Here is a 23,705-nt window from a genome sequence, read left to right on the forward strand (position 1 = left end):
CGTGGCAGCCACTAGTTTTATGGTGTAGGTTCCATGCTAAGATGTCGGCATGAAAGTCCTGTTCCGTGCCCTCATCGTCTGGCTGATGCTGCTGGCGGTCCCTTTCCAGGGGCTGGCTGCGGCTGGCGCGCTGCCGTGCGCCCCGCTGATCGGCGGCGCGCAGGCCATGCCGGCCGGCGAACATGACCACGCGGCCATGCTGGCTGCGGCGGAGCAGGGCGACCAGGATGCGAACCATTCACAGCATGCCGGGAAGGCCGGCTCGCATTGTGGCGGCGTGTCCCCATGCTGTATCGGCGCAGCGCTTGCGCCAACCCTGCCCCTGGCCCAATCCGGGCCGCGCCTGACCGGCAAGCTCATTCCCAATCACGCGGCGCCTCCTGCCGCCGTCGACCTGGCCACGCCTGAACGTCCGCCCCGGCATCTCTTCGCCTGATCCGGACCGGCCCATGCGGCCGGAGTACGTCCATTCACCGAGAGAAGAATATGATCGACCATCAGCGCTGGTTGCGGCCGTCCGCCGCAGCCGCCGTGGCTCTGCTGCTTAGCGGCTGCGCCACCTTTTCCAATGACGGCGGCTTTGGCGCCGTCGCCCAGGCCACGAAAGCCCGCAGCGGCGCGGAGGCGCGCATGGCGCGCAACGACGACGACCGCCGCGCCCTCGAAGGCGAAGTGCGCCAGCTGCTCGCCGAGCCCCTGTCCGCCCAGACGGCGGTGCAGATCGCACTGCTGAACAACCGCGGCCTGCAAGCCACCTACTGGGACCTGGGCATTGCCGAAGCGGACCTGGTGCAGGCCGGCCGCATGCAGAACCCCGGCTTCAGTTTCAAGCGCACCCACGGCGACGGCGAAGTCGCCATCGAGCGCACGCTGACCTTCAACCTGCTGAACCTGATCACCATGCCGCTGTCCAGCCGCATCGAAGCGCAGCGCTTCGAGCAGGCCAAGCTGCAGGTCAGCGCTGAAGCGATCCGCGTGGCGCAGGAAACGGCGCGCACTTATTACGAGGCTGTCGGCGCGAGCCAGGCACTGGGTGCCTCCAACCAGGTGCAAAGCGCAGCTGCCGCCAGCGCCGAACTGGCGTCCCGCATGCAAAAAGGCGGCAACTGGAGCAAGCTGGATGCGGCGCGCGAGCAAGCCTTCAACGCCGAAGCGCTGGCCGAAGTGCGCCGCGCCCGCAAGCAATCCAACGCTGCGCGCGAAAAGCTGACGCGCCTGATGGGCCTGAGCGGCGCGGATGCCGGCTACAAGCTGCCTGAGCGCCTGCCCGACCTGCCGGCCGCCCCGCGCGAGTTGCAGGACGTGGAGGAGCAGGCAGTGCGCGAGCGCCTGGATATCCAGGCCGCAAGGCTGGATACCGAACACACCGCCCGCACCCTGGGCCTGAACAAGGCCACGCGCTTCATCAATGTGCTGGACCTGGGCGGCGTGAGCGAGTCCGACGGGGGCACGCGCATGCGCGGCTATGAGCTGACGATTGAAGTTCCTCTGTTCGACTGGGGCGGCGCCAAGGTGGCGCGCGCCGAAGCGACCTATATGCAGTCGGTGAACCGCCTGGCTGAAATCGCGACCAACGCGCGCAGCGAGGCGCGCGAAAGCTATGAGGACTACAAGACTTCCTACGAGCTGGCGCGTCACTACCAGGACAATGTGATCCCGCTGCGCCAGCAGATCTCGCAGGAGACGCTGCTGCGCTACAACGGCATGCTGATGAGCGTATTCGAGCTGCTGGCCGAAGCGCGCGAACAGACAACCGCCGTCCATAACTACATCACCGCGCTGCAGGAATTCTGGATCGCGGACACCAATCTCGATGCTGCCCTGGGAGGGAAACAAAAATGAGTAACCGTCGATCCTTCCTCGCCGGAGCCGCCATGCTGGGCGCCGGCATGGTCAGCCGCGCCGGCGCAGCCAGCCTGCCGGAAGCGCCCGTGCAATCGAGCGCCGCCACCACGCCGCCGCCGCTGCCGCCGAACGGCCGCCCCTTCAACCCCGTGGTCACGCTGAATGGCTGGAGTCTGCCGTGGCGCATGAAAGACGGCGTCAAGGAATTCCACCTCGTGGCCGAGCCGGTGCTGCGCGAAATCGCGCCGGGCATGGTGGCCAAGCTGTGGGGCTACAACGGCCAGAGCCCCGGACCGACCATCGAAGTGGTGGAGGGCGACCGCGTGCGCATTTTCGTCACCAACAAGCTGCCTGAGATGACCAGCATCCACTGGCACGGCCAGATCCTGCCGAGCGGCATGGACGGCGTAACGGGCCTGTCCCAGCCGGGTATCGAGCCTGGCAAGACCTTCGTCTACGAATTCGTGGCCAAACACGCCGGCACTTTCATGTACCACCCGCACGCCGACGAAATGGTGCAGATGGCGATGGGCATGATGGGCTTCTGGGTCACGCATCCGAAGGATTACCGCCAGCACGCGGTGGACCGCGACTTCTGCTTCCTGCTGAACGCCTACGATATCGAGCCTGGCAGCTCGATGCCGAAGACGAACACGATGCTGGACTTTAACCTGTGGACCTTCAACAGCCGCGCCTTCCCAGGCATCGACCCCATGGTGGTGCGCAAGAACGACCGCGTGCGCGTCCGCGTCGGCAACCTGACGATGACCAACCACCCGATCCACCTGCATGGCCACCGCTTCGAGGTTACCGGTACGGATGGCGGCTGGGTGCCGCCCACCGCACGCTGGCCGGAAGTCACGACCGATATCGCCGTGGGCCAGATGCGCGCAATCGAGTTCATTGCGGACAATCCGGGCGACTGGGCTTTCCACTGCCACAAGTCTCACCACACGATGAACGCCATGGGCCATAGTGTGCCGAACATGATCGGCGTCAGCCAGGATGGGCTGGCGGAGAAGATCCTGAATATCGTGCCGGGATATATGTCCATGGGCGAGAACGGCGGATCGATGGGAGGCATGGAGATGGAGCTGCCGGAGAACACGCTGCCCATGATGACGGGCACGGGGCCGCACGGCGACATCGAGATGGGCGGCATGTTCACCACGCTCAAAGTTCGCGAGAACCAGAAGCGGGGCGATTATCGCGATCCGGGCTGGTATCAGGCGCCCAAGGGCACCACGGCGTATGAGTGGACGGGCGAGGCGCCGCCGGTGACCAACGCGCCGAATATGCCGAACGCGCCGAGGCAGCCCGCCACCAAGGCCGACGCGCCGCCGCTCGAGGTAAAGAAGCCGCACGACCATCACCATTGACGGGCCGCGGGCGGCGCAGGCACGGCGGATCAATGATCCGCCCTACGCCTCGCGGCAACGCAACCGTCACCGACGCGTCCCCGCCCGTTCGCGCACCGCGGCGTGGCTTGGCCCGGGGCGCGTAGGGCGGATCATTGATCCGCCGTGTGTGCGGGCCCGCGGCGCATTCGGGGCCGGCTGCGCATCCGGGCGGCGGACCGGCGTGCTATATTGTCTGCCGCCCATGAAAAAATACCCCGAACAAATCGCTTTGCTGCCCTATGTCGGCAAATGGTGCGTAATCGCGGCACTGGTCGCCGCCCTGGCCGGCAGCGCGTCCGCCTTGTTCCTCGTCTCGCTGGACCTCGTCACCACCTGGCGCGAACAAAACCCCTGGATCATCTGGCTGCTGCCGGTTGCCGGCTTCGTGGTCGGCTGGATCTACCTCCACATCGGCCGTGACGTTGAAGCCGGAAACAACCTGCTGATCGACGAGATCCACGATCCGCGCAATGTCGTGCCCCTGCGCCTGGCGCCGCTGATCTTCATCAGCACCGTGGTATCCCACCTGTTCGGCGCCTCGGTCGGCCGCGAAGGCACGGCCGTGCAAATGGGCGGCGGACTGGCCGACCAACTGACCCATGTCTTCCGCCTGAAACGCGAAGACCGCAGCATCCTGCTGATGGCCGGCATCAGCGCCGGTTTCGCCTCCGTGTTCGGCACGCCGCTGGCCGGCGCCATCTTCGGTCTCGAAGTCCTGGTCGTGGGACGGATGCGCTACGACGCCATCCTGCCCTGCATGATCTCCGCCATCGTTGCCGACCAGGTCACGGCAGCCTGGGGCGTGCACCACACGCATTACGCCATCGGCGCGTTGCCGCCCGTCGGCGTATGGACGCTGCTGGCCGTGATCGCCGCCGGCATGGCCTTCGGCGTGATCGGCCGCCTGTTCGCGACCGCCACGCACGGCCTGACAGCGCTGGTCAAGCGCCATATCGCTTACGCGCCGCTGCGATCCGTCGCCGGCGGCATCGTGGTCGCGTGCGCGGTGTATTGGATAGGCCAGCGCTACATCGGCCTCGGCATTCCCGTGATCATGGAAGCCTTCCAGCACCCGTTGCCGGTGTGGGACTGGGCGGGCAAGTTCGTGTTCACCGTGGTCTCGCTGGGCACAGGCTTCAAGGGCGGCGAAGTCACCCCTCTGTTCTATATCGGTGCGACGCTGGGCAATGCGCTGGCGCCGCTGCTGCATCTGCCGTTCGCCATGCTGGCCGGGATTGGTTTCGTGGCCGTGTTTGCGGGCGCGGCCAACACGCCGCTGGCGTCGACCGTGATGGCGATCGAGCTGTTCGGACCCGAAGTCGGGCCATACGCAGCGCTGGGCTGTGTGGTGGCGTATCTCTTTTCCGGCCACACCGGCATTTATCGCGCCCAGCTACACCAGCCCCGCTAGCTTGTGTGCGTCGAAGGGCGCGTGCACCTTGATGTCGTTATCGAAGTAGCAGTAGACATCGCGGCCGGCGCGCTTCGGCGGTGGGCCTGCCACGATCAGGCGTGCATCGTCCACCTGCCCGCCGACGGCCCAGGCATCGATGCGCTTCGCCCAGTGCCTCAGCGCTGCATCGGTGTAACCGCTGGCGTAGAGCTGTTCCTGGCCGTGCAGGCGCAGGTACATGAAGTCCGCGGTCACATCCTCAAAGTCCGGCCACTTGCCGGCCGTATCCGCGACGACCAGCGCCACATCGTATTTGCGCAGCAGCTTCACGAAGTCCGGATCGTTGAAGGTGTCGTTGCGGATTTCCATCGCGTGGCGCATGGAGCGCTTGCGATCGATCTCCAGCGCGGCGCGTCCGTTCATGCGCGCTTCGTAGCCGCGCGCCATGTCCAGCGCCTTTTCCGTATCGTGCGGCAGTAGGCTGAAAAAGTGTTCTACCAGGTCGGCGTTGAACTTGAAATTGGGCGGGAACTGCCACAGAAAAGGTCCCAGCTTCTCTCGCAGCAGCAGCACGCCGGAAGCGAATACGTTGGCGAGCGGCTTCCCGGGATCGCGCAGGCGCTTGATATGGGTGATGAAGCGGTTGCCCTTGTGGGCGAACACAAAGCCGGGCGGAGTGGCGTCGTACCAGTCCTGATAATTTTGCGGACGCAGCAGGGAATAGAAGGAGCCGTTGATTTCAATGGTCGGCAGCACGCTCGACGCGAACGCGAGCTCGCGCGCCTGGGCCAGATCCTCCGGATAGAACACTCCACGCCAGCCGGCATAGCGCCAGCCTGAAATGCCGATCCGGATCTGGCCCATATCCCTCCTTATCGGCGCCGGCGTCGTTTGGCGGCTGCGCCGAGGATGGTCATGCCGGCCAGCAGCATGGCGTAGCTTGCCGGTTCAGGCACCGGCAGTGGGTTGCCATCGAGGCGGATAGCGTCGAAGGCAAGACCGGACTGGTAGTCCTCATCGTCCCAGTTAGTCACGCCGAATTCGAGACGGTAAGTGCCGCCGCCGGCGATCGTATATTTCGATTGCACCCAGCCTGTGGTGCCGCAACCGACATCGAAGCACTCGTCGGCATTGGGGCCCAGCGGCAACCAGTTGGTATCGCCGTCCTTGATCGCCACAGTCGATGGAGTAAGGGTGGCGATGGGGGCCGGCATTGCGAAGCCGGGAACGGCGTTGCCATTGTCGCTGGTGCGCGCCGTGAAGAGCAGGGCGACTTCCTTATTGCCGCCATCCAGCAGGCGTGCCCACGCATAGTCGGCGTAGCCTGCGCCGTCGGACGTGGTGTAGTTGAAGCGGAAGTCCAGCATCGCTCCGGCTTCCGCGGTGAAGGAGTTCGAACGCAGGGTCGAACCAGTGGTTCCTTCGCCCACGCCGCCTACGCCAGGCAGGCTGACGTTGGCCGTGCTGTCGGTGGTCGCCACCCACCCATACTTCGCGCCGCCGCCGGGCGACAGCGGTACGACACCGTTCGCACCCAAGGTCCCGCAATTCCCGGTGCAAGTCCAGCCGGCTGGAATGCCCGCATCGAAAGTGCCGGCGACGGACTCGGTCATGAACAACGCTGATGCTAGCAATCCAGTACCTAGTGCAATGCTTTTTATTTGCATGTTAATACCCCGAATTGTTGTTGAACGCAGCCTTCCGTGTCGAAGGCAGCGTTATTCTGTACTCGGGAGGATGGTCTGGCGAAAGGCTGCGTCAATCGTGCGCGCGATCCTGATAGCTCAGCGCTGGGGAGGATCGTGACCGACGGCGCGGCGGCGCCGCATATACTTGTTCGCGCCGCCGCGACGCGGACGGTGTGAATTAGTCCAAGCTGCGGCGGAAAGTTCCATAAATGTGGGGTCAATCTTGAAACTAGCGTAGAGTTATGGCTGAAGTTCTGATGAAACCTGTCAAAAAGAGGAGAATCATGAACACCAACGTCACACCATCCACCGAAGATGCAGGCAAGCTCGTATTGCGGGCCGTGCTGGCCATCCTGATCCTGTTCCACGGCATTTCAAAACTTACTGGCGGCATCGGCATGATCACCGGCATGATGGCCAAGCATGGCTTGCCGGAAGCACTCGGCTACTTCGTCTATGTTGGCGAAGTGCTGGCGCCACTGCTGGTGCTGATCGGCTTCTGGACGCGCGCAGCGGCCCTGGTCATCGTCATCAATATGCTGGTCGCCATCGTGCTGGTGCACATGGGCGATCTATTCAGCATGGGCAAGACCGGTGGCTGGGCGCTCGAACTGCAGGGCATGTACCTGGGCTCCGCAATCGCCGTGGCGCTGTTGGGCGCAGGACGTTACAGCGCCGGCGGTGTGGCAGGGAAGTGGAACTGATACAGTCCCCTGGTAAGATTCTGCAGCTTTTCCTTATCTCGGTAGAATCAGCGGTCGTCTCCATCCCTTAACGGAGAGCTACATGCTTGGCTTTACTGCGCTGGAACTGGCCCGCATCCAGTTCGGCTTCACGATTTCGTTTCACATTATTTTCCCGGCGATCACCATCGGCCTGGCGAGCTATCTGATGGTGCTCGAAGCCTGCTGGCTCAAGACCCAACGGGAGATCTACCGCGACCTCTATCACTTCTGGCTGAAGATATTTGCCGTCAATTTTGGTATGGGCGTCGTGTCCGGACTGGTGATGGCTTACCAGTTCGGGACCAACTGGAGTTATTTCTCCGCCTTCGCCGGCGGTATTACGGGGCCATTGCTGGCCTACGAAGTGCTGACTGCCTTCTTCCTTGAAGCCGGCTTCCTCGGCGTGATGCTGTTCGGCTGGAACCGCGTTGGGCCCGCGCTGCACTTCGTCGCAACTGCAATGGTGGCTCTGGGAACGCTGATTTCAGCTACGTGGATTCTGGCATCCAACAGCTGGATGCACACGCCGCAAGGCTATGAAATCATTGGCGGCCGCGTCGTGCCGGTGGACTGGTTCGCAGTCATCTTCAATCCTTCCTTCCCGTACCGGTTGGCGCATATGAGCGTGGCTGCCTTCCTCGCCACGGCGCTGATGGTGGGCGGCTCGGCCGCCTGGCTGCTGCTGAAGAAAAGGACAATCCCGCGATCCGCAAGATGCTGTCGATGGCCATGTGGATGCTGGTGATCGTCGCGCCAATCCAGGCCGTGATCGGCGATTTCCATGGCCTGAACACGCTGAAGCACCAGCCGGCCAAGATCGCGGCGATGGAAGGACATTGGCAGAACGAAGGCAACGAGGGCGTGCCGCTGATCGTGTTCGGCTGGCCGGACATGGAGCGCGAAGAGACCCGCTTCAAGGTCGAGATCCCGCGCCTTGGCAGCGTTATCCTGACCCACACGCTGAACGGCACCTTCCCCGGCCTGAAGGAATACAAGAAGGAAGACCGTCCCAATTCGACGATCGTGTTCTGGTCCTTCCGCCTGATGGTGGGACTGGGCCTGCTGATGATCCTGCTGGGCCTGATCAGCGTGTGGCTGCGCTGGCGAGGCAGGATGGAAACCAGCCGACCCTTCCTGCACTTCGCGCTGTGGATGGGACCAATGGGCATCGTGGCGCTGCTGGCCGGGTGGTTCACCACCGAGATCGGCCGCCAGCCGTGGACCGTGTACAACGTGATGCGCACGGCGGACGCGGTCTCCGGCCATGGCGCCGCAGAGCTGGGCGTCACGCTCGTTATCTTTGTTGTGGTCTATTTCGCCGTGTTCGGCACGGGTATCGCCTACTTGTGCCGCCTGATCCGCAAAGGTCCGCTGATCAGCGAAGGCCAGGAAGCCGAAATTGGCGGGCCAGGGCAGGGACGTACGCCGGCGCGGCCGCTGTCGGTGGCGAAGAAGTCCGACCGTGACGACGCAAGCAAGGAGTAATCATGGGCATTGATCTTTCCATCCTGTGGGCCGTGATCATCCTGTTCGGCATCATGATGTACATCGTCATGGACGGCTTTGACCTCGGCATCGGCATCCTGTATCCCTTCTTCAAGGACAAGGATGAACGCGATGTGATTATGAACACCGTCGCCCCGGTCTGGGATGGCAATGAGACCTGGCTGGTGCTCGGTGGCGCCGGCCTGCTCGCTGCGTTCCCGCTCGCCTACTCGGTTATCCTGAGTGCCTTGTACCTGCCGCTGATCTTCATGCTGATCGGCCTGATCTTCCGCGGCGTCGCTTTCGAGTTTCGCTTCAAGGCGCTGGACCATGAACGCCACTTCTGGGACAAGGCCTTCATTTTCGGCTCCATCGCCGCGACCTTCTTCCAGGGCGCGGCGCTGGGCGCCTACATCCGGGGCTTCTCCATCACCAACGGCCACTTCAGCGGCGGCCCGATGGACTGGCTGTCGCCATTCGCCATCTTCACCGGCGCCGGCCTGCTGGTGGCGTACGCGCTGTTGGGCAGCACCTGGCTGATCATGAAGACGGAAGGCGAACTGCAGGCACGCGCGTTCAAGATCACGCGTTTGCTAGTGTGGGCGATGCTGGCCGCTGTCGCCATCATCAGCATCTGGACGCCGATGATCGACGAAAGGATCGCCGCGCGCTGGTTCACCTTCCCGAACATCCTGATCTTCGCGCCGGTGCCCATCCTCGTGCTGGCGAGCGCCATACTGCTGCTTCGCGCGCTGTCCCGGCGGCATCAGATCGGCCCCTTCGTCTACACGCTGGTGCTGATTTTCCTCGGCTATAGCGGCCTGGGAATCAGCGTCTGGCCCAATATCGTACCGCCGAATATCTCGATCTGGGCCGCCGCCGCCCCGCCACAAAGCCAGGGCTTCGCCATGGTCGGCGCGCTGCTCATCATTCCCATCATCCTGATGTACACGATCTGGTCCTACTACGTATTCCGCGGCAAGGTGCGCGTGGGCGAGGGGTATCACTGATGTGGAAGCGACTTGGCTGGATGGTCCTGATCTGGGCCGCCAGCGTCGCCGCGCTAGGCGTGGTGGCGCTGCTCATGCGCCTCCTCATGCGCGCCGCCGGCCTTACTCTTTCCTAAAAAATCCGGGGTCAGCTCTGTCATTCGGACAGTCAGCGCTACCATTTGAGCGGGATCAATACGCTAAAACGCGTGTTTTTGCGTATTGAGCCAAATCAAATAATTGGTTCGCGTGTCCGAATGACAGAGCTGACCCCGAATTTCCAACAGGGCTGTGGGGGTGTTGGGGCCGGACCAACAGGTTTGCGGCACGAGTGAGCAGTTTTCGCGGGGCGTGGCCGCGGAAGTGGGGCCTGTGACCGGGTGGCATGGGGGATGCTTAGAATGGACTGAGCGCGCAGAGATGTGCTCAGTTCATTTAACTCATTGGAGAGCATCATGAAAACCTTGACCATCACTAATCTCGAATTCAAATCCGAAACCAAATCCAGCGGACCGGCTCGCGAGCTGTCGAAAGTAGAGATGACCCGCGTGCAGGGCGGACGCAAAATTGCCGTGCTGGTCGACGGCCGTCCTGGTGGCGTCATCGACGATTTCCAGCTCAATATGGCAATTTTCAGAGGCGATATCGGCGTCAAGGTCGTGTGATTTTCCCCAATCCATGGCGGAGCGCGGCGAGGTGCTAACCTCTGCCGCGTTCGCGCGTATTGATAAATTTCAACTTTCAGTTCAAAATAATAGCCAAACAGCAAGTAAAACTACTATCAAGTAACCATCTCTTAGGAGTCCCATTATGGCCAAGCGCTCGGATGTTGATCTGGTGAGCCTGGGGAGCCTGCGCGAGGCGCCGGCGGGAAGTCATCCACGGACCAGGATGACCTTGGAGGAATTAAGGCAGGTAGAAGCGCGAGCGCCGTGGGGGAATGAGCGGGAGGCTGTGGCCAATGCCGCTATTGCACGCGCAATCGAAGATGGGCAGGTCGTTCCAGCGGAGATGCTGCATGTCGTCGCCCATCGTGTGCTGGACAAAGTGGCTGCAAATATCGCCGGCGATTCAAGACAGATCGCCTGCACCAGTGAAGACATTCATTCAATCATCGCCTCGGTACAAAGCAGCGCAATCGCCCGCATATATGGGCCTGCATAGAACATCGCCGCAACGAGCCGGTAACTGAATGAACCTACCTGGGTAAATTCTTGAGATAGGCGGCACCGCCACGTGATCTCGACTGCGCACGCTCTGACACACCAGCCAAGCGCAAGCAAAACGCGTAGTTGGCTCCAGCTGTGAATTAAGCCTACTATTAGTATATACAAGCGATCGCGGGGATCGAACAGGGCAGGGCACCACCACCGGGCTACCTCGGCACTGACCTTCCCATTGGGCGAGGGCACTCCCGTACCGGGACCTGGTGACGATGGGCGAGAATGAGGTGCGTTGGCGTAACATGGATATTTCAACAGCTCTCCAGACAACTGTGCTCCGCGATGCCACAGTCGTGGCAGGCCATGCGGGCCTGCACAATGAGGTCCGCTGGGTTCACATGGTTGACCATCCGGAAATTGCGGCTTGGGTCAAACCTGGCCATTTGCTGCTGTCCACCGGCTTTAACTGGCCGCGCGAAGACGGCGATGGCAAACGCCTCATTTGCTCCCTCAAGGATCGTGAACTTGCGGGCGTTGTGCTGGCTGTCCCACACTTTCTCGATCACTTCCCTGAGAGTTCCGTCAGTGCCGCCAATGAAGTTGGACTGCCACTGCTTGAGCTTCCTTGGGAGATACCATTCAGCGCTATTACGGAAGAGATTCATGCGAATATCATCCGGCATCAGAGCGAAATCATTGAAAAGTCTGAAGAAATTCACCGCTCGCTGACCAACGCTGCTGTCGCGGCGAATTCGCTGGATGATCTGGCGAAAGCCTTGGACAATCTCCTTGGCCGCACGGTCAATTTTCTTACTCCTGACGGATTTGTGCTGGGCTCCTCGATTGGAGCAAGAAGCCGGCAATGCGATGAGCATGCTTATATGCAGGCGCTCACCAGAAAAGCCATCCTTCGTCGGATGCAACATAGCATGCATCCCATGTTGATTGACGCTGAGCCTGAAGCTGCAACGCCGTGCCGTCTTGGCTGCCCCATTCGAATGCGAGACGAACTGGTCGCTATCGTGTTTGTCGACGAAGGTACGATGCCATTTGGTGAACTGGACATCCGCGCCACCGAGCATGCCGCAATCATTGGCGCACTTCATCTCACCCAGAAAGAACTGACCCACCGGGAGAAACTAGCGGCTTTGGGGGCCATGGTGGCCGGCATTGCTCACGAAATTAATACTCCAATCGGAAATTGCCTCATGGTCGCTAGTACTCTTGCGGACCATATGCGGCTCTTATCCAAGACTGTTGCAGAGGGGCGCAGTCTCAAACGTTCGCTCCTTGAGCATGACATGATGGAGTTCAACGTTGCTAACGACATCTTGTTGCGCAACCTGCAGCGCGCTGCAGATCTGGTTACGAGTTTCAAACAAGTTGCCGTAGACCCCAAAAGCTCACAGCGTCGTGTGTTTTCGCTAAAGAATGCGATATCCGAAGTTATCCAAAGCCTCATGCCAACGTTTGGCAAGACAGGCGTCATGGTGGCTCAGAGCATCCAGGATGGAATCATGTTGGATAGCTATCCGGAGGCCACTCGGACAGGTCGTCGTCCAGCTGATAAACAACGCTTTGCTGCATGGCTTTGAAGGAAGGGAAGCAGGAGTTGTTACCGTGTCCGCACAGGAAAATGATGACCGCTTAGTTGAGATGACGATCAGCGACAATGGCACTGGTATCGCGCCCGAAAACCTCGCGCGCATCTTTAATCCATTCTTTACTACCAAGCTTGGAGTAGGTAGTTCCGGGCTCGGCCTTTATGTTTGCCATAACATTGTGACCGGCGTACTAGGCGGACATATCCGAGTCGCAAGCGAAGTTGGGGTCGGTACTACTTTTACGGTCATCCTGCCCACACGTACACTAACAGCAATGGCGGAGCGTTGAGCGCCGGCCGATCGACGCGGACGTGGCGACTGACAGCTCGAACGCGCTCACTCGATAAGCTTATAGACATCCGCAAGGTCGCAGAGGTCCCAGTTTCCGCCTGTCAGGACGAGACAGACTTTCTCATCTGGCTTCACCTTGATGGTCCCTGCCAATAAGGCGCCAATACCAATCGAAGCTGCCGGTTCAGCGATCAATTTCGCATCTCTGGCCAACGCACGCATGCCAGCGAGGATATGTGCATCGTCAAAAAAAAGGGTGTACATGAAGGATCCCTCGGAATACACAAGATGACCATGATCGATTGCACGTTGAGCTGCTGACCCAGGGCAGACTCCTGATCGAGACTGAAGCGAACGGAAATGTCAACATGGCAGAGCAGTTCGAGATCAGGGCGTAATTTTTTTAGCATCGTTGGCCGATGCTTGCCATAAATTCAAGCCAATGAGGCATCATATAGGTATTGGCCAGCCGCGTTTGCTCAGCGTCGAGCATTTGCGTGAATAGGTTTGTGATGACCAGCGAAGCGCTGCTAGGTAAGTAAGGGACCTCAGTCCCCACAGCAGTGCACGTTGCTGCTTAACGGTGTCGCTGCTAGACGAATGAGTTATGAAATCAACAGTTCAAAGCGAAGAGTTCATCAGGTTGAATTTCCCCAGATTGGCGGCTGCACTGGAATATATGCCGGTCGGCGTCACCATTGTTGATCGCGACTTGACCATACGGTTTTGGAATCCGGCGTTTTGCCAGGTACAGGGATTTCCGGTTGAAGTGATGCATCCTGGCGTCACCATGGCAGATGTGTTCCGATTCATTGCGTTGCGCGGCGATTATGGGCCAGGCACCATCGACGAACTGGTGGCCGCGCGGGTGGAACTTTGCTTGAAGTTCGAACCCCACAATTTCACGCGAACCATGGCAGATGGCGCGCAGCTCAATATCATTGGTCGCCCAATCTATGGCGCCGATGGCACGGTAAGCGGTTTCGTGACCATTTACCACGACGTGACAGCCGAGAGGCGGCATAAGAAAGAGCTAGAGGCCAAGAACAAAGAACTGGAGCAGGCCAAGCAGCAGGCCGAGGCAGCGAGCCTGGCGAAGGGACAGTTCCTGTCGAACATGAGTCACGAGATCCGCACGCCGCTGAACTGCGTCATTGGTATGGCCTATTTGGCGCTAAAGACCGAACTTGACCCCCGTCAGCGCGACTACCTGGAAAAAATCCGGTTCGCCGGCGAGCACGTGCTGGGCATCATCGACGATATCCTCGATATTTCCAAGATCGAGGCCGGCAAGATGGAAATACAGCAAGTCGACTTTTCGCTCGACGAAGTCATAACGACGCTGACGACGGTGGTGGCGTCGAAGGCTGCCAGCCGCGAGCTGGAACTGGTGTGCGAACTCGACCCCGGGTTACCGTCAATGCTGGTGGGCGATCCGCTACGGCTGGGACAGGTGCTCATCAACTACACTAACAACGCCATTAAGTTCAGCGAGCAAGGCAGGATTGAGATCCGGGTGCGCAAGGAGGCTGGCGACGCTCACCACTGCCTGGTGCGTTTCGAAGTGAGCGATCAAGGCATCGGCCTGTCCCAGGCGGAGATTGCCAAATTATTTGTCTCGTTCCAGCAAGCCGACGCGTCGACCACGCGAGAATATGGCGGCACTGGCCTCGGCTTGGCGATCTGCAAGGAATTGGCCCTGCTGATGGGCGGTGAAGTCGGAGTCAGCAGCGAGCAGAGTGTCGGTAGCACCTTCTGGTTCACGGCCCGTCTCGGCGTTTCGTCCAGGACTCTGCCTGCGCTCGTTAACCACCTCTGCGATGCCGCCGCCGGACTGCTCACTAGCGGCCACACCTCGGCCGTGGAGACGGCGCTGACGGCAGCCCGCATTCTTCTGGTTGAGGACAATGTCTTCAATCAGCAAATCGGCAAGGAGATGCTGGAAGAAGTGGGCGCCACTGTTTGCATCGCCAATAATGGCGTCGAAGCGTTGGAGATGCTCCGCCACACCAATTTTGACTGCGTCCTGATGGACGTGCAGATGCCGCAAATGGACGGACTGGAAGCCACCCGCCGCATCCGCAACAACCCTCAGCTGGCCAATATGCCGGTATTGGCGATGACGGCGACCGCCACGACCGAAGCTCGAATGCGCTGTTTGGCGGTAGGTATGAACGCTTTCATTTCGAAGCCAATCCAGCCGGCCCTGATGTGCCAGACTATCGCCAATTGGCTGCCCGGCGGCGCGCAGCTGGCAGGGCCGTCGCAGGCGCAACCAGCGACGGCGGCCGCCCTTTCGCTTGGCGGCAGCAGGCCCGTGCTCGACTTAGCGGTGCTGGCCGCTTTGCTCGGCGGCGACCCAAAGAAGGTGCGCAAATTCGCCATCAAATTCCTGCAGAATTCGCAGGACGGCATCCGCGACATGGAGGCCGCGCTGGGACGCGGCGAAGTACAGGCGGTGCGTGAATTGGGCCACCGGCTCAAATCGGCGGCGCGCAGTGTTGGCGCCTTGAGCATGGCGGATTTATGCGAGGACCTGGAGCAGCTGGCGCCGGGGGAAGGAGCCAGCGTCGTGGCGCGCGCCCATTTCATGGTGGCGCAACTGAAAGACTTGCGGGAGCGAGTGGCGGAGCAAGTCATGGATAACACGGCCAGGAATGCCGATGACTGAGCCGTAGGCAGGCGTAAGCGCGCGCTACCTCATTCGCTTAGGCACGCCAACGGACTTGGAAAGGCTGAGTTCTCTCATCTATAGAAAAGCGATGTGGCATCCACGTCAGGTACTACCGGGGATTTGCCCACACGCAGCTGCGGGCTTTCTTTTTAAACCGGATCAGTCGGTGCGATTCGGGCTTGAGCGCGATGCATGCGCGGTCTTTTGAAGATGGCTGCGCATGCGCAATCTGCGCTGACGCAACCAGCCGAACCGACTTTTCATGTCATATCCGCTTGGTCGTATGCACCTTCTTCCAGCGCTAATTGCTTTCATCCGTCCCCGCGTTTCGAACCGATGTCTGCGTCGGGTTAGATTGCTTAGTATCGTTGGCTCTTCGATTGCCAAGCGACTCGAACAGCCTTTTCATTTCGTCGCTGTGCGTGCCCTTCCAGCCATAGGTCTTGGCCTGAGCAGGCATGAGATCTTTGCGGCGGCTGCCCTTGGCGCGCGCGGTACCGGACAGCAGCCGCTGGATGACCCTGGGAGGCACGCGCTCGCTAATGAGGTAGGCCAGGGCATAACTCCATCCCCAATTGTCAGCAAGAGATAGCGCGTTATCCACGACACTTGCTAAGCCGTCGAGTGTCCTTCGATCCTCGATCGCAAATTCTGGTGGCATGTCTGTCTCCTTCGTGCATCCGCATAGTCTTCATGCAATTTGACGTTGCAGATTGCTTTATTTATTCCGACGCGCGCGGCCCGATCGGAATGACTGACGACCAACTGTACGGCGTTTAAACTGAGTGTGAATTTTCATTCTAACAAACTGATGTTCCAGAATTTTCTCGATTTGTCACAATCGGTCACGCTACGCGGAAAAATAGCGCCGATGAAGGTAGCGAAGTCTCGCCTTCGTGAGCGTTGCTGGGGGCGATGTTATTGCTCCGCAGCCGCGACTATTTGTGAGAATTCGAGAGATTGTCCGTTTACATTGACGTCATAATGGACGGGACTCTTGAAACTCCTTTACCCGCCTTTGCGCGGGTTTCTTTTCGCAGGGCTCAGGGGATCTTAGGTTGTGCTCGCGCGGACGAGCGTCAGCACGACAGTTTTTTGCCGATTTTCGTGAGTTCGTTGCGGTGCCAACCATATGGGCAAACAAAGCATCGCCCGATAATCAGGGACCGGTCTTGACGTCAGTCGTCGCTGGTTTCGCGGCGTAGCGCTTGCAGAGCCGCTTACCAGATTTGCGCAAGAATAGATTGCTACTGACGGTTTGATGCTGACGAGGGCTCCGTTTGCCCTAAATAATCTTGCTCATCAGGGCCGCGATGGTTTCCAGATAGTGCATATCCGAAGCGTCGAAATGATCAAGATTGGCGTGATGGACCACTAGATGGTGCCGGTGGGCGCACCCGAGCGCGAATAGATTGGCGCTACCATGAGCTCGTGCATTTGAACAGGGAGTTGATTCATCCATGTGAAGTGTAGAGCGGGCCTTTTGAACAGGGCCTGGCGTAAGTCAACTCAAGTTCGGCAAGCACTGTTGTGGCGCGGAGAACAGCCTGGTGGAAGGTCATACACTAATCCCGTCAATGCCGTCCACATGAAACCGCTCTCGTGATTGGCAGGGTCTAATAAACTCACTCCCGCCGATCCGGCGCTGCACCAGAGAACGCCGGGAGATTACCGCTTCCATAACGTCACCTGATCGTGAAAGGTAATTTCGGGCAATGCGTCATCGGATGCTTGGACGAACTCTGCGCGTTCGGCCAAGCGGTGCGGTCATGCCGCTTAACCTTTTGAATGCTCGCCATAGCAATACCTCACTGTTGTGTGGGGAATGGGCTCGGTCCGCTTGGGGACCGCGTGGGGAATTTCTGGGGAATGCGGGGCGCGAAATAGCGTTTTATGCGGTATTCTGCGGCAGAGTCAGGGAAGTGACTTTGATATAAGTCACTGATTCGATAAGAATTACGCTCAACAGCGGCGTTTGTCGATTTGTCATCATGGTGCCCCGAGCCGGAATCGAACCGGCACGGCCTTGCGGCCAACGGATTTTAAGTCCGGTGTGTCTACCAATTTCACCATCGGGGCACAGAGCCCGCTATTATGGCATGCCTGATCGATAACTTCCAGAGCGGATGAGCTTTGGTGCGCTGGTGACGAGAGCGACCGCGAGCAGCAGGTGAGCGATGGTGAAATGAGAGGCGGACGCGGCCCTGGACAGGTGCGGAGACGATTGTGTCGTGACGAGTGTTGAGGCGAGCAAGCTTGTAACATAGTTGGCATAACAGCAACAACCAATCTTTCAACTTGGGACTGTCCGGCGAATGGTGTAGCATGCTGGTCCATGAAAAAGGCGCGCCCGGGATTTCCCGTCCCGCGCCTGGCTTTATTTGGAATTACGAGCATGCAAATTCAAATCAATGACGTCCTGCGCGCCTATATTGATCCGCTGACCGAAGCGGAGCATGAGGCGCTGGAGCGCAGTCTGCTGGCGGAAGGTTGCCGCGATGCGCTGGTGCTGTGGAATGATGTGCTGGTCGACGGCCATAACCGCTATTCGATCTGTCAGAAGCACGGCATTCCGTTCAAGGTCACCCAGAACACGAACTTCAAGAGCATGGAAGACGTGATGCTGTGGATGATTGATAACCATCTGGGTCGCCGCAGCGTGTCCGACTTCCAGCGCGGCGTCCTGGCGCTGCGCAAGAAGGACATCCTGGCACAGCGCGCCGAGGAGGAGTCCGCCCGCCTTAAGGCGGAGGACGCGGCCGTCGCGCCGCCTGAGCCAAGCGAGGCCGAGGCGGAAGCGCCGGCAGCCAAGGTTCGCACTTCGCGTGAAGACATCGCCCGCGCCGCGCGCGTATCCAGCGCCACGCTGACCCAGATCGAGAAGATCCAGAAGAACGCGACGCCGGAACTGGTGGAAGCCGTTCGCGCGGGCACGATCTCGATCAATGCCGCGGCAACCGTGGCCACTCTGTCGGCAGAGGACCAGATCACGGCCGTGCAAGGCGGACGCAAGTTCCTGCAGCAGGCCGCGAAGGAAATCCGCGAACAGCGCGCGGCGAACCGTCCGCAGAAGCCGCCCAAGGAGGCGCAGGAGTCCGACGGCAGCGCCCCATGGGAAGGCGAGCGCACGATTCCGCTGAGCGAAGTAGAGCAACTGCGCGCCGAAGTGGCGCAGCTGAAGGAGAAGAATGCGGCGCTGCGGGCGGAAAATGCCGAGCTGCGCGAACGAATCTCGATGCTGGTGGACGCGTCCTGATAAGAAACCCGGAGAGAGTATGCCCAGACTGAGCCCCGCGCTTGCCGCGCTTTGTGCCATCCCTGTTGCGGCGATTGCCGCACCTGCTCCCGCAACAAGCCAGGTCGGCGCCGTTGAAGCGCTGCGCCTGTCGATGATCGCCAAGCGCGTGACCATCATGCGCGACAAATGGGGCATCCCGCACATCTACGGCAAGACCGACGCGGACGCAGTCTTCGGCATGCTCTACGCACAGTCGGAAGATGACTTCAAGCGCGTGGAACTGAACTTCATCAACGCCATGGGCCGGCTGGCCGAAGTGGAAGGCGAGAAGGCGCTCACGCAGGATCTGCGCATGAAGCTCTTCATCGATCCGGAAGTACTGAAGGCGCAGTACAAGGCCAGCCCCGCATGGTTGAAAAAGCTGATGGTGGCGTGGGCCGATGGCCTGAACTACTACCTGCACACGCATCCGCAGGTGAAGCCGCAGCTGATCACGTACTATGAGCCTTGGATGGCGCTGAGCTTCAGCGAGGGCAGCATCGGCGGGGACATCGAAACCGTGCAGCTGGAGCCGCTGCAGGCCTTCTATGCCAAGCGCCCGCAGCCCTCGCTGGCACGCGCCGGCAGCGATCTGGATAAGGAGCCGGCCGGCTCCAACGGTTTTGCAATTGCTCCGGCGCTCAGCAAGACCGGAAACGCGCTGCTGATGATCAATCCGCACACCTCCTTCTATTTCCGTCCCGAGGTTCATGCGGTCAGCGCGGAGGGCCTGAATGCCTATGGCGCCGTGACCTGGGGCCAGTTCTTTGTCTATCAGGGCTTCAATGACCGCCTGGGCTGGATGCACACCTCCGGCGGCGGCGATGTGATCGACGAATACCTGGAAACCATCGTGGAGAAGGACGGCAAATTCTTCTACAAATACGGCGATGAGCTGCGCGAAGTGAAAACGCGCGAAATCAAACTGCCGTACAGGACAGCACAGGGCATGGCGGAGAAAACCGTTACCGCTTACTTCACCCATCATGGCCCGGTGGTGCGCCAGGATGGCGACAAGTGGGTGTCCGTGGCGCTGATGAATGAGCCGATGAAGGCGCTGACACAGTCCTTCATCCGCACCAAGGCCCGCAACTACGCCGCCTTCTACAAGGCGATGGAACTGCGCACCAACTCGTCCAACAACACCGTGTATGCGGACGCGGACGGCAATATCGCCTACTTCCACGGCAATTTCGTGCCGATCCGCGATACGAAGTTCGACTTTACCAAGCCGGTGGACGGCAGCAATCCTGCCACCGACTGGAAAGGCTTGCACGCCGTGAAGGACACCATCCAGCTCTTCAACCCGAAGAACGGCTGGATCCAGAACACCAATAACTGGCCATATTCCGCGGCCGGCCAATACAGCCCGCGTCCGCAGGATTATCCGGCCTATATGTCGATGAATCCGGAGAACGCACGCGGCATCCACGCCGTGCGTGTGCTGCAGAACAGGAAGGACTTCACGCTGGAGAGCCTGATCGCCGCAGCCTACGACAATCAGCTGACCGCTTTCGAACCGCTGTTGCCGCTGCTGGTGCGTGCCTACGACGAAGCACCGGCCAGCGACCTGGCCAAGGCGGAGCTGATCGAGCAGATTTCCCTGCTGCGCGACTGGGACATGCGCTATTCGCTGACTTCCGTCCCGACCTCGCTGGCCATTTTCTGGCTGCAGGACCTGGTGAAGACCTATGGCCCCGAAGCCAAGACCAAAGGCATCCTGGTGCTGGACTATCTGGCTAGCCATGTCACGCCGCAGCAGCGTCTGGAAGCCCTGGTGCGCGCTTCAGACAAACTGAAGAACGATTTCGGCACCTGGAAAACGCCCTGGGGCGAGATCAACCGCTTCCAGCGCCTGACCGGCGACGTCGTCCAGCCTTTCGACGACAGCAAGCCAAGCATTCCCGTGCCTTACGCATCGGGCAACTGGGGCTCGCTGGCCGCTTTTGGCATGACGTCCAAACCGCGTACCAAGCGCATTTACGGTGAGCGTGGCAACAGCTTCGTGGCAGCCGTGGAATTCGGCCCGCGCATCCGCGCCAAGAGCGTGCTGGCCGGCGGCGAAAGTGGCGATCCGGCGTCGCCGCATTTCAACGACCAGGCGGAAATGTATGCGCGCGGCGAGTTCAAGGACGTGCTGTTCTACAAGGAAGACGTCGAAAAGAATCTGGAGCGCAAGTATCACCCGGGTGAGTGAGGGGATGTTTGAGCCAGCGCAAAGGCGCTGACGTAGCAGATGGCGAAAGCGACAGGCAGCGGATCGAAGAATTCATCTTCGTCCGCGAGCTGAATGAAGTCGGCCTCACGCCGGCTGAAAGCGAAGCTGACCGTGTGGCGCAAGCCGTCAAACTGCTGTGCGCCAAGGACAATCGCGCATACTGGCCGCGGCAGTGCTGCTGCGCAGCGGCCGCATTCTTGCAACGGCGCCCATTGAGACATGCCGACCCGCCTGACACTGGCGCGCTATGCCTTCCCCGGCCTGATCAAATCCGCCGAGCGCTTCAAGCTGCGGGTACTGGCGATTGTGTTGCTGCTCCTGTTCGGACTGGTGCTGACCTGCGTAATGTCCTGGCATATCACAGGCGGCAACGAAGCGGAGCTGAAGGTCGCCGCCAGCGGCCCGGTGCAATTCTGCGCAATGACAGACGAAGCGGGGCAGGCGCATTAACGCAACACCGAGGAATACCAGCTTTGCGCGCGCCGCAGTGTGGTCGATACGCAAATGCGCGCCGTGCGCATGAATCTGCGTCTTTTGGCTGGAGCCGTGGAAAGCTAGCTACGAGTTGACATCGGGCTGTTTTGACGGCGACTTGCCGCAGTCGCCCGACAGGGAAGTTCGCCGGCGCGGCACCGAAGATCTGGCGCAGATCGTGACCATGTTCGCTAGTCCTGCTGCAGATGGCCCTGAGCAGCTCCGCGCTCTCATTCATCGCTGGTTTCGGTGTCGAGGGCGTGTTCCTGGCGCTGGAGAGTTTTGTGCGGCGGGTGTTCAACCTCCCTGACCCTGGGAAGACCGTGCATTAGAGCCGGCAGGCAAAGCAGATAGAGCAGGGCGCCCGATACCCAGGCCAGTCCCGGCATGGAGTCGCGCGAAGCGGCATACAGAGGGCTCACCAGCAGGGGGCCGCCAACGGAAGCCAGGCTGGCCACGCTGGAAAGCACACCCTGCAGCCGCCCCTGGTAATCGGGGCCGACGCTGCCGGACAGCATCGAGTGCAGTGCCGGCGACGCCACGCCGCCCAGGCAGAACAGGGGCATCAGCGCGAAAGCCACCCAGCCCTGGGTCGCCAGCGCCATCAGCGCATAGGCGGAGGCGTCGCAGGCGATGCCGATAAACAGCGCGCGGCGCTCGCCGAAGCGCCTCGTGACGGGCCCCACGACGAAGAACTGGGCCAGCGCATGGAATACGCCGAAGCAGGCCAGCGAAACGCCGACCATTGTGCCGTTCCAGTGAAAAGTGTCCTGCCCGTACATCACCCAGATCGTGTTGCCGACCTGGGACACCAGCGCGATCACGGCATGGCACACGATCATCGGGCCGAGGAAGGGGAAGCGCTTCAGCCAGACCAGCGGCGCGAAGGGATTCAGGCCCTCGTGCGTCCGCTCGGCGCTGGCGGGGCGCGACTCGGGCAGCAGGTAGAGCGCCAGCACAAGATTCAAGAGCCCCAGTCCGGCAGCCAGGATGAAGGGGGCGCGCACCCAGATATCGCCCAGCACACCACCCACCACGGGACCGGTGACGAAGCCCACGCCGACCGCCGCACTCAGTTGGCCGAAGCGCCGCGCGCGATCCGATTCGTGGGTGATGTCCGCCACGGTGGCGAACAGCACGGAGAGGCTGGCGCCGGCCGCGCCGGAGATGGCGCGGCCCAGAAGCAGCAGCCAGAAGGTGGGCGCCACGGCCATGAACAGGTAGTCCACCGTGATGCCGATCAGCGAGGCAAGGAGCACGGGGCGGCGCCCGAAGCGGTCGCCCAGGCTGCCCATCAAGGGCGCGCAGAGGAACTGCATCAGCGAATAGATGGACAGGAAAAGACCAAAACGCCAGCCGAAGCTGGCGCTCTCGCCGACCTGGCGCAGCAGGTCCGGAAAGATGGGCATGACCAGCCCCATCCCCGCGCCGTCAATGACGGCCGTGGCCCAGATGGGCAGGTAGGCGTTCTTTTTCAGATCGCGTCCAGCGCGTTGCGCAGATCCTGGCGCAGGTCTTCGATGTCCTCGATGCCGACCGAAAGCCGGATCAGGCCATCGCCTATGCCCAGCAAGGCGCGCTGGGGCGCCGGGATCGACGCGTGGGTCATCAGGGCCGGGTGTTCGATCAGGCTCTCGACGCCGCCCAGGCTCTCGGCCAGCGCAAACACTTCGCAGCGCTCCAGGAAGCGGCGCGCGCCCGCCAGGTCGGTGTTCAGATCGATCGAGATGATGCCGCCGAAGCCGTCCATCTGCGCCTTGGCCAGCGCGTGCTGGGGATGGGATTCCAGGCCGGGTAGAAGACCTTGCGTACCTTGGGCTCCGTCTCCAGCCAGCGCGCGATTTCCAGCGCGCTTTCGCAATGGCGCTGCATGCGGATGGCCAGGGTCTTCACGCCGCGCAGGGCGAGGAAGCTGTCGAAGGGGCCGGCGATGGCGCCGACGGAATTCTGCAGGAAGGCCAGCTGCTCGCGCCAGGCAGACTGGCGGTCCTCGCCCGCCACCACGGCGATGCCACCGATGATGTCCGAGTGGCCGTTCAGGTATTTGGTGGCCGAGTGGACGACGATGTCGAAACCGAATTCGATCGGGCGCTGGACAATGGGGCTCGCGAAGGTGTTGTCTGCAATCGCAATGATGCCGCGCTCACGGCAGATCTGGGCCACGCGGCGCAGGTCGGCCAGCTTCAGCATCGGGTTGGTAGGCGTCTCCACCCACACCATCTTCGTGTTGGGGCGGATCGCGGCCAGCAGGTTTTCCGGATTGGTCAGGTCCACATAACTGAAGTCCAGTCCCGCGCTGCGGCGCCGCACCCGCTCGAACAGGCGGAAGGTGCCGCCATACATGTCGTCGCCCGCAATGATGTGCGAACCCGAATCGGCGATTTCCAGCACGGTGGAGATGGCGGCCAGGCCGGAGGCAAAGGCGAAGCCCTGGGCGCCGCCTTCCAGGTCGGCGAGGCAGCGTTCCAGCGCCCAGCGC

General features: G+C 61.0%; 20 protein-coding genes, 1 tRNA gene and 2 pseudogenes. 16 read left to right on the forward strand and 7 right to left on the reverse strand.

Annotated features, from left to right (window positions below; all coding sequences use genetic code 11):
• Positions 1-49: 49 nt before the first annotated feature.
• The 4 genes from ACHMW6_RS14400 to ACHMW6_RS14415 all read left to right on the forward strand — a co-directional run bounded on the left by ACHMW6_RS14400 (position 50) and on the right by ACHMW6_RS14415 (position 4,656).
• Entirely contained in the window at positions 50-436 is a 387-nt protein-coding gene (locus ACHMW6_RS14400) for a hypothetical protein (RefSeq protein WP_395407773.1), read from the forward strand.
• A 50-nt stretch (positions 437-486) separates the two neighbouring features.
• Positions 487-1,842, forward strand: coding sequence for a TolC family protein (locus ACHMW6_RS14405; RefSeq protein ID WP_395407774.1), 1,356 nt, complete (start codon positions 487-489; stop codon positions 1,840-1,842).
• Positions 1,839-3,224, forward strand: a complete 1,386-nt coding sequence (locus ACHMW6_RS14410; protein ID WP_395407775.1) for a multicopper oxidase family protein — start codon at positions 1,839-1,841, stop codon at positions 3,222-3,224. The genes ACHMW6_RS14405 and ACHMW6_RS14410 overlap by 4 nt, the downstream gene beginning before the upstream one ends.
• A gap of 223 nt (positions 3,225-3,447) precedes the next feature.
• The gene (locus ACHMW6_RS14415; RefSeq protein ID WP_395407776.1) at positions 3,448-4,656 is read left to right on the forward strand and encodes a voltage-gated chloride channel family protein; all 1,209 of its coding nucleotides are present in this window, start codon (positions 3,448-3,450) and stop codon (positions 4,654-4,656) included.
• Here the strand turns inward: ACHMW6_RS14415 and ACHMW6_RS14420 are convergent.
• Positions 4,639-5,502: a DUF72 domain-containing protein gene (locus tag ACHMW6_RS14420; RefSeq protein WP_395407777.1), complete on the reverse strand. Its 864-nt coding sequence runs from the start codon at positions 5,500-5,502 to the stop codon at positions 4,639-4,641. The genes ACHMW6_RS14415 and ACHMW6_RS14420 overlap by 18 nt on opposite strands.
• 8 nt (positions 5,503-5,510) lie before the next feature.
• Positions 5,511-6,251, reverse strand: coding sequence for an NF038132 family protein (locus ACHMW6_RS14425; RefSeq protein ID WP_395407778.1), 741 nt, complete (start codon positions 6,249-6,251; stop codon positions 5,511-5,513).
• Positions 6,252-6,610: 359 nt separating this feature from the next.
• Here ACHMW6_RS14425 and ACHMW6_RS14430 point away from each other — a divergent pair, with 359 nt between their 5' ends.
• The 8 genes and pseudogenes from ACHMW6_RS14430 to ACHMW6_RS14465 all read left to right on the forward strand — a co-directional run bounded on the left by ACHMW6_RS14430 (position 6,611) and on the right by ACHMW6_RS14465 (position 12,581).
• A complete protein-coding gene (locus tag ACHMW6_RS14430) occupies positions 6,611-7,030 on the forward strand; it encodes a DoxX family protein (protein WP_395407779.1) in 420 nt (139 codons plus the stop codon).
• 82 nt (positions 7,031-7,112) lie between these two features.
• Positions 7,113-8,536 (forward strand): annotated as a pseudogene (locus ACHMW6_RS14435) (cytochrome ubiquinol oxidase subunit I).
• 2 nt (positions 8,537-8,538) lie between these two features.
• The gene (cydB, locus tag ACHMW6_RS14440; RefSeq protein ID WP_395407780.1) at positions 8,539-9,546 is read left to right on the forward strand and encodes a cytochrome d ubiquinol oxidase subunit II; all 1,008 of its coding nucleotides are present in this window, start codon (positions 8,539-8,541) and stop codon (positions 9,544-9,546) included.
• Positions 9,546-9,662 carry a DUF2474 domain-containing protein gene (locus tag ACHMW6_RS14445; RefSeq protein ID WP_395407781.1) on the forward strand — a complete coding sequence of 39 codons (117 nt, stop codon included), beginning with the start codon at positions 9,546-9,548 and terminating at the stop codon, positions 9,660-9,662. The genes cydB and ACHMW6_RS14445 overlap by 1 nt, the downstream gene beginning before the upstream one ends.
• A gap of 318 nt (positions 9,663-9,980) precedes the next feature.
• Positions 9,981-10,190 carry a hypothetical protein gene (locus ACHMW6_RS14450; protein ID WP_395407782.1) on the forward strand — a complete coding sequence of 70 codons (210 nt, stop codon included), beginning with the start codon at positions 9,981-9,983 and terminating at the stop codon, positions 10,188-10,190.
• Between the two features lie 145 nt (positions 10,191-10,335).
• The gene (locus ACHMW6_RS14455) at positions 10,336-10,689 is read left to right on the forward strand and encodes a hypothetical protein (RefSeq protein ID WP_395407783.1); all 354 of its coding nucleotides are present in this window, start codon (positions 10,336-10,338) and stop codon (positions 10,687-10,689) included.
• Positions 10,690-10,960: 271 nt separating this feature from the next.
• A complete protein-coding gene (locus ACHMW6_RS14460) occupies positions 10,961-12,283 on the forward strand; it encodes a PucR family transcriptional regulator ligand-binding domain-containing protein (RefSeq protein WP_395407784.1) in 1,323 nt (440 codons plus the stop codon).
• Complete coding sequence (locus ACHMW6_RS14465; protein ID WP_395407785.1) at positions 12,198-12,581, forward strand: sensor histidine kinase; 384 nt, start codon at positions 12,198-12,200, stop codon at positions 12,579-12,581. The genes ACHMW6_RS14460 and ACHMW6_RS14465 overlap by 86 nt, the downstream gene beginning before the upstream one ends.
• A gap of 47 nt (positions 12,582-12,628) precedes the next feature.
• Here ACHMW6_RS14465 and ACHMW6_RS14470 read toward each other — a convergent pair whose 3' ends face one another.
• Complete coding sequence (locus ACHMW6_RS14470) at positions 12,629-12,847, reverse strand: hypothetical protein (protein ID WP_395407786.1); 219 nt, start codon at positions 12,845-12,847, stop codon at positions 12,629-12,631.
• Positions 12,848-13,190: 343 nt separating this feature from the next.
• Here ACHMW6_RS14470 and ACHMW6_RS14475 point away from each other — a divergent pair, with 343 nt between their 5' ends.
• Complete coding sequence (locus ACHMW6_RS14475; RefSeq protein WP_395407787.1) at positions 13,191-15,254, forward strand: response regulator; 2,064 nt, start codon at positions 13,191-13,193, stop codon at positions 15,252-15,254.
• Between the two features lie 304 nt (positions 15,255-15,558).
• Here ACHMW6_RS14475 and ACHMW6_RS14480 read toward each other — a convergent pair whose 3' ends face one another.
• Positions 15,559-15,918 (reverse strand): hypothetical protein, encoded by a 360-nt coding sequence (locus tag ACHMW6_RS14480; RefSeq protein ID WP_395407788.1) that lies wholly within the window; start codon positions 15,916-15,918, stop codon positions 15,559-15,561.
• A 1,331-nt stretch (positions 15,919-17,249) separates the two neighbouring features.
• Positions 17,250-17,336, reverse strand: a tRNA-Leu gene (locus ACHMW6_RS14485).
• Between the two features lie 316 nt (positions 17,337-17,652).
• On the opposite strand from ACHMW6_RS14485, the gene ACHMW6_RS14490 reads away from it, so the two are divergent.
• The 3 genes from ACHMW6_RS14490 (at position 17,653) to ACHMW6_RS14500 (ending at position 21,202) form a co-directional block, all read left to right on the forward strand.
• The gene (locus ACHMW6_RS14490; protein WP_395407789.1) at positions 17,653-18,513 is read left to right on the forward strand and encodes a hypothetical protein; all 861 of its coding nucleotides are present in this window, start codon (positions 17,653-17,655) and stop codon (positions 18,511-18,513) included.
• 19 nt (positions 18,514-18,532) lie between these two features.
• On the forward strand, positions 18,533-20,731 hold the full coding sequence (locus ACHMW6_RS14495; RefSeq protein WP_395407790.1) for an acylase: 2,199 nt from the start codon (positions 18,533-18,535) through the stop codon (positions 20,729-20,731).
• Positions 20,732-20,971: 240 nt separating this feature from the next.
• Positions 20,972-21,202, forward strand: coding sequence for a hypothetical protein (locus tag ACHMW6_RS14500; protein WP_395407791.1), 231 nt, complete (start codon positions 20,972-20,974; stop codon positions 21,200-21,202).
• Positions 21,203-21,456: 254 nt separating this feature from the next.
• Here the strand turns inward: ACHMW6_RS14500 and ACHMW6_RS14505 are convergent, their stop codons facing one another.
• Positions 21,457-22,704 (reverse strand): TCR/Tet family MFS transporter, encoded by a 1,248-nt coding sequence (locus ACHMW6_RS14505; RefSeq protein ID WP_395408613.1) that lies wholly within the window; start codon positions 22,702-22,704, stop codon positions 21,457-21,459.
• Positions 22,701-23,695 (reverse strand): annotated as a pseudogene (locus ACHMW6_RS14510) (trans-sulfuration enzyme family protein). The gene ACHMW6_RS14505 and the pseudogene ACHMW6_RS14510 overlap by 4 nt, the downstream one beginning before the upstream one ends.
• Positions 23,696-23,705: the final 10 nt, after the last annotated feature.

Source organism: Pseudoduganella sp. UC29_106 (assembly GCF_044055365.1).
Lineage (GTDB): Bacteria > Pseudomonadota > Gammaproteobacteria > Burkholderiales > Burkholderiaceae_D > Rugamonas.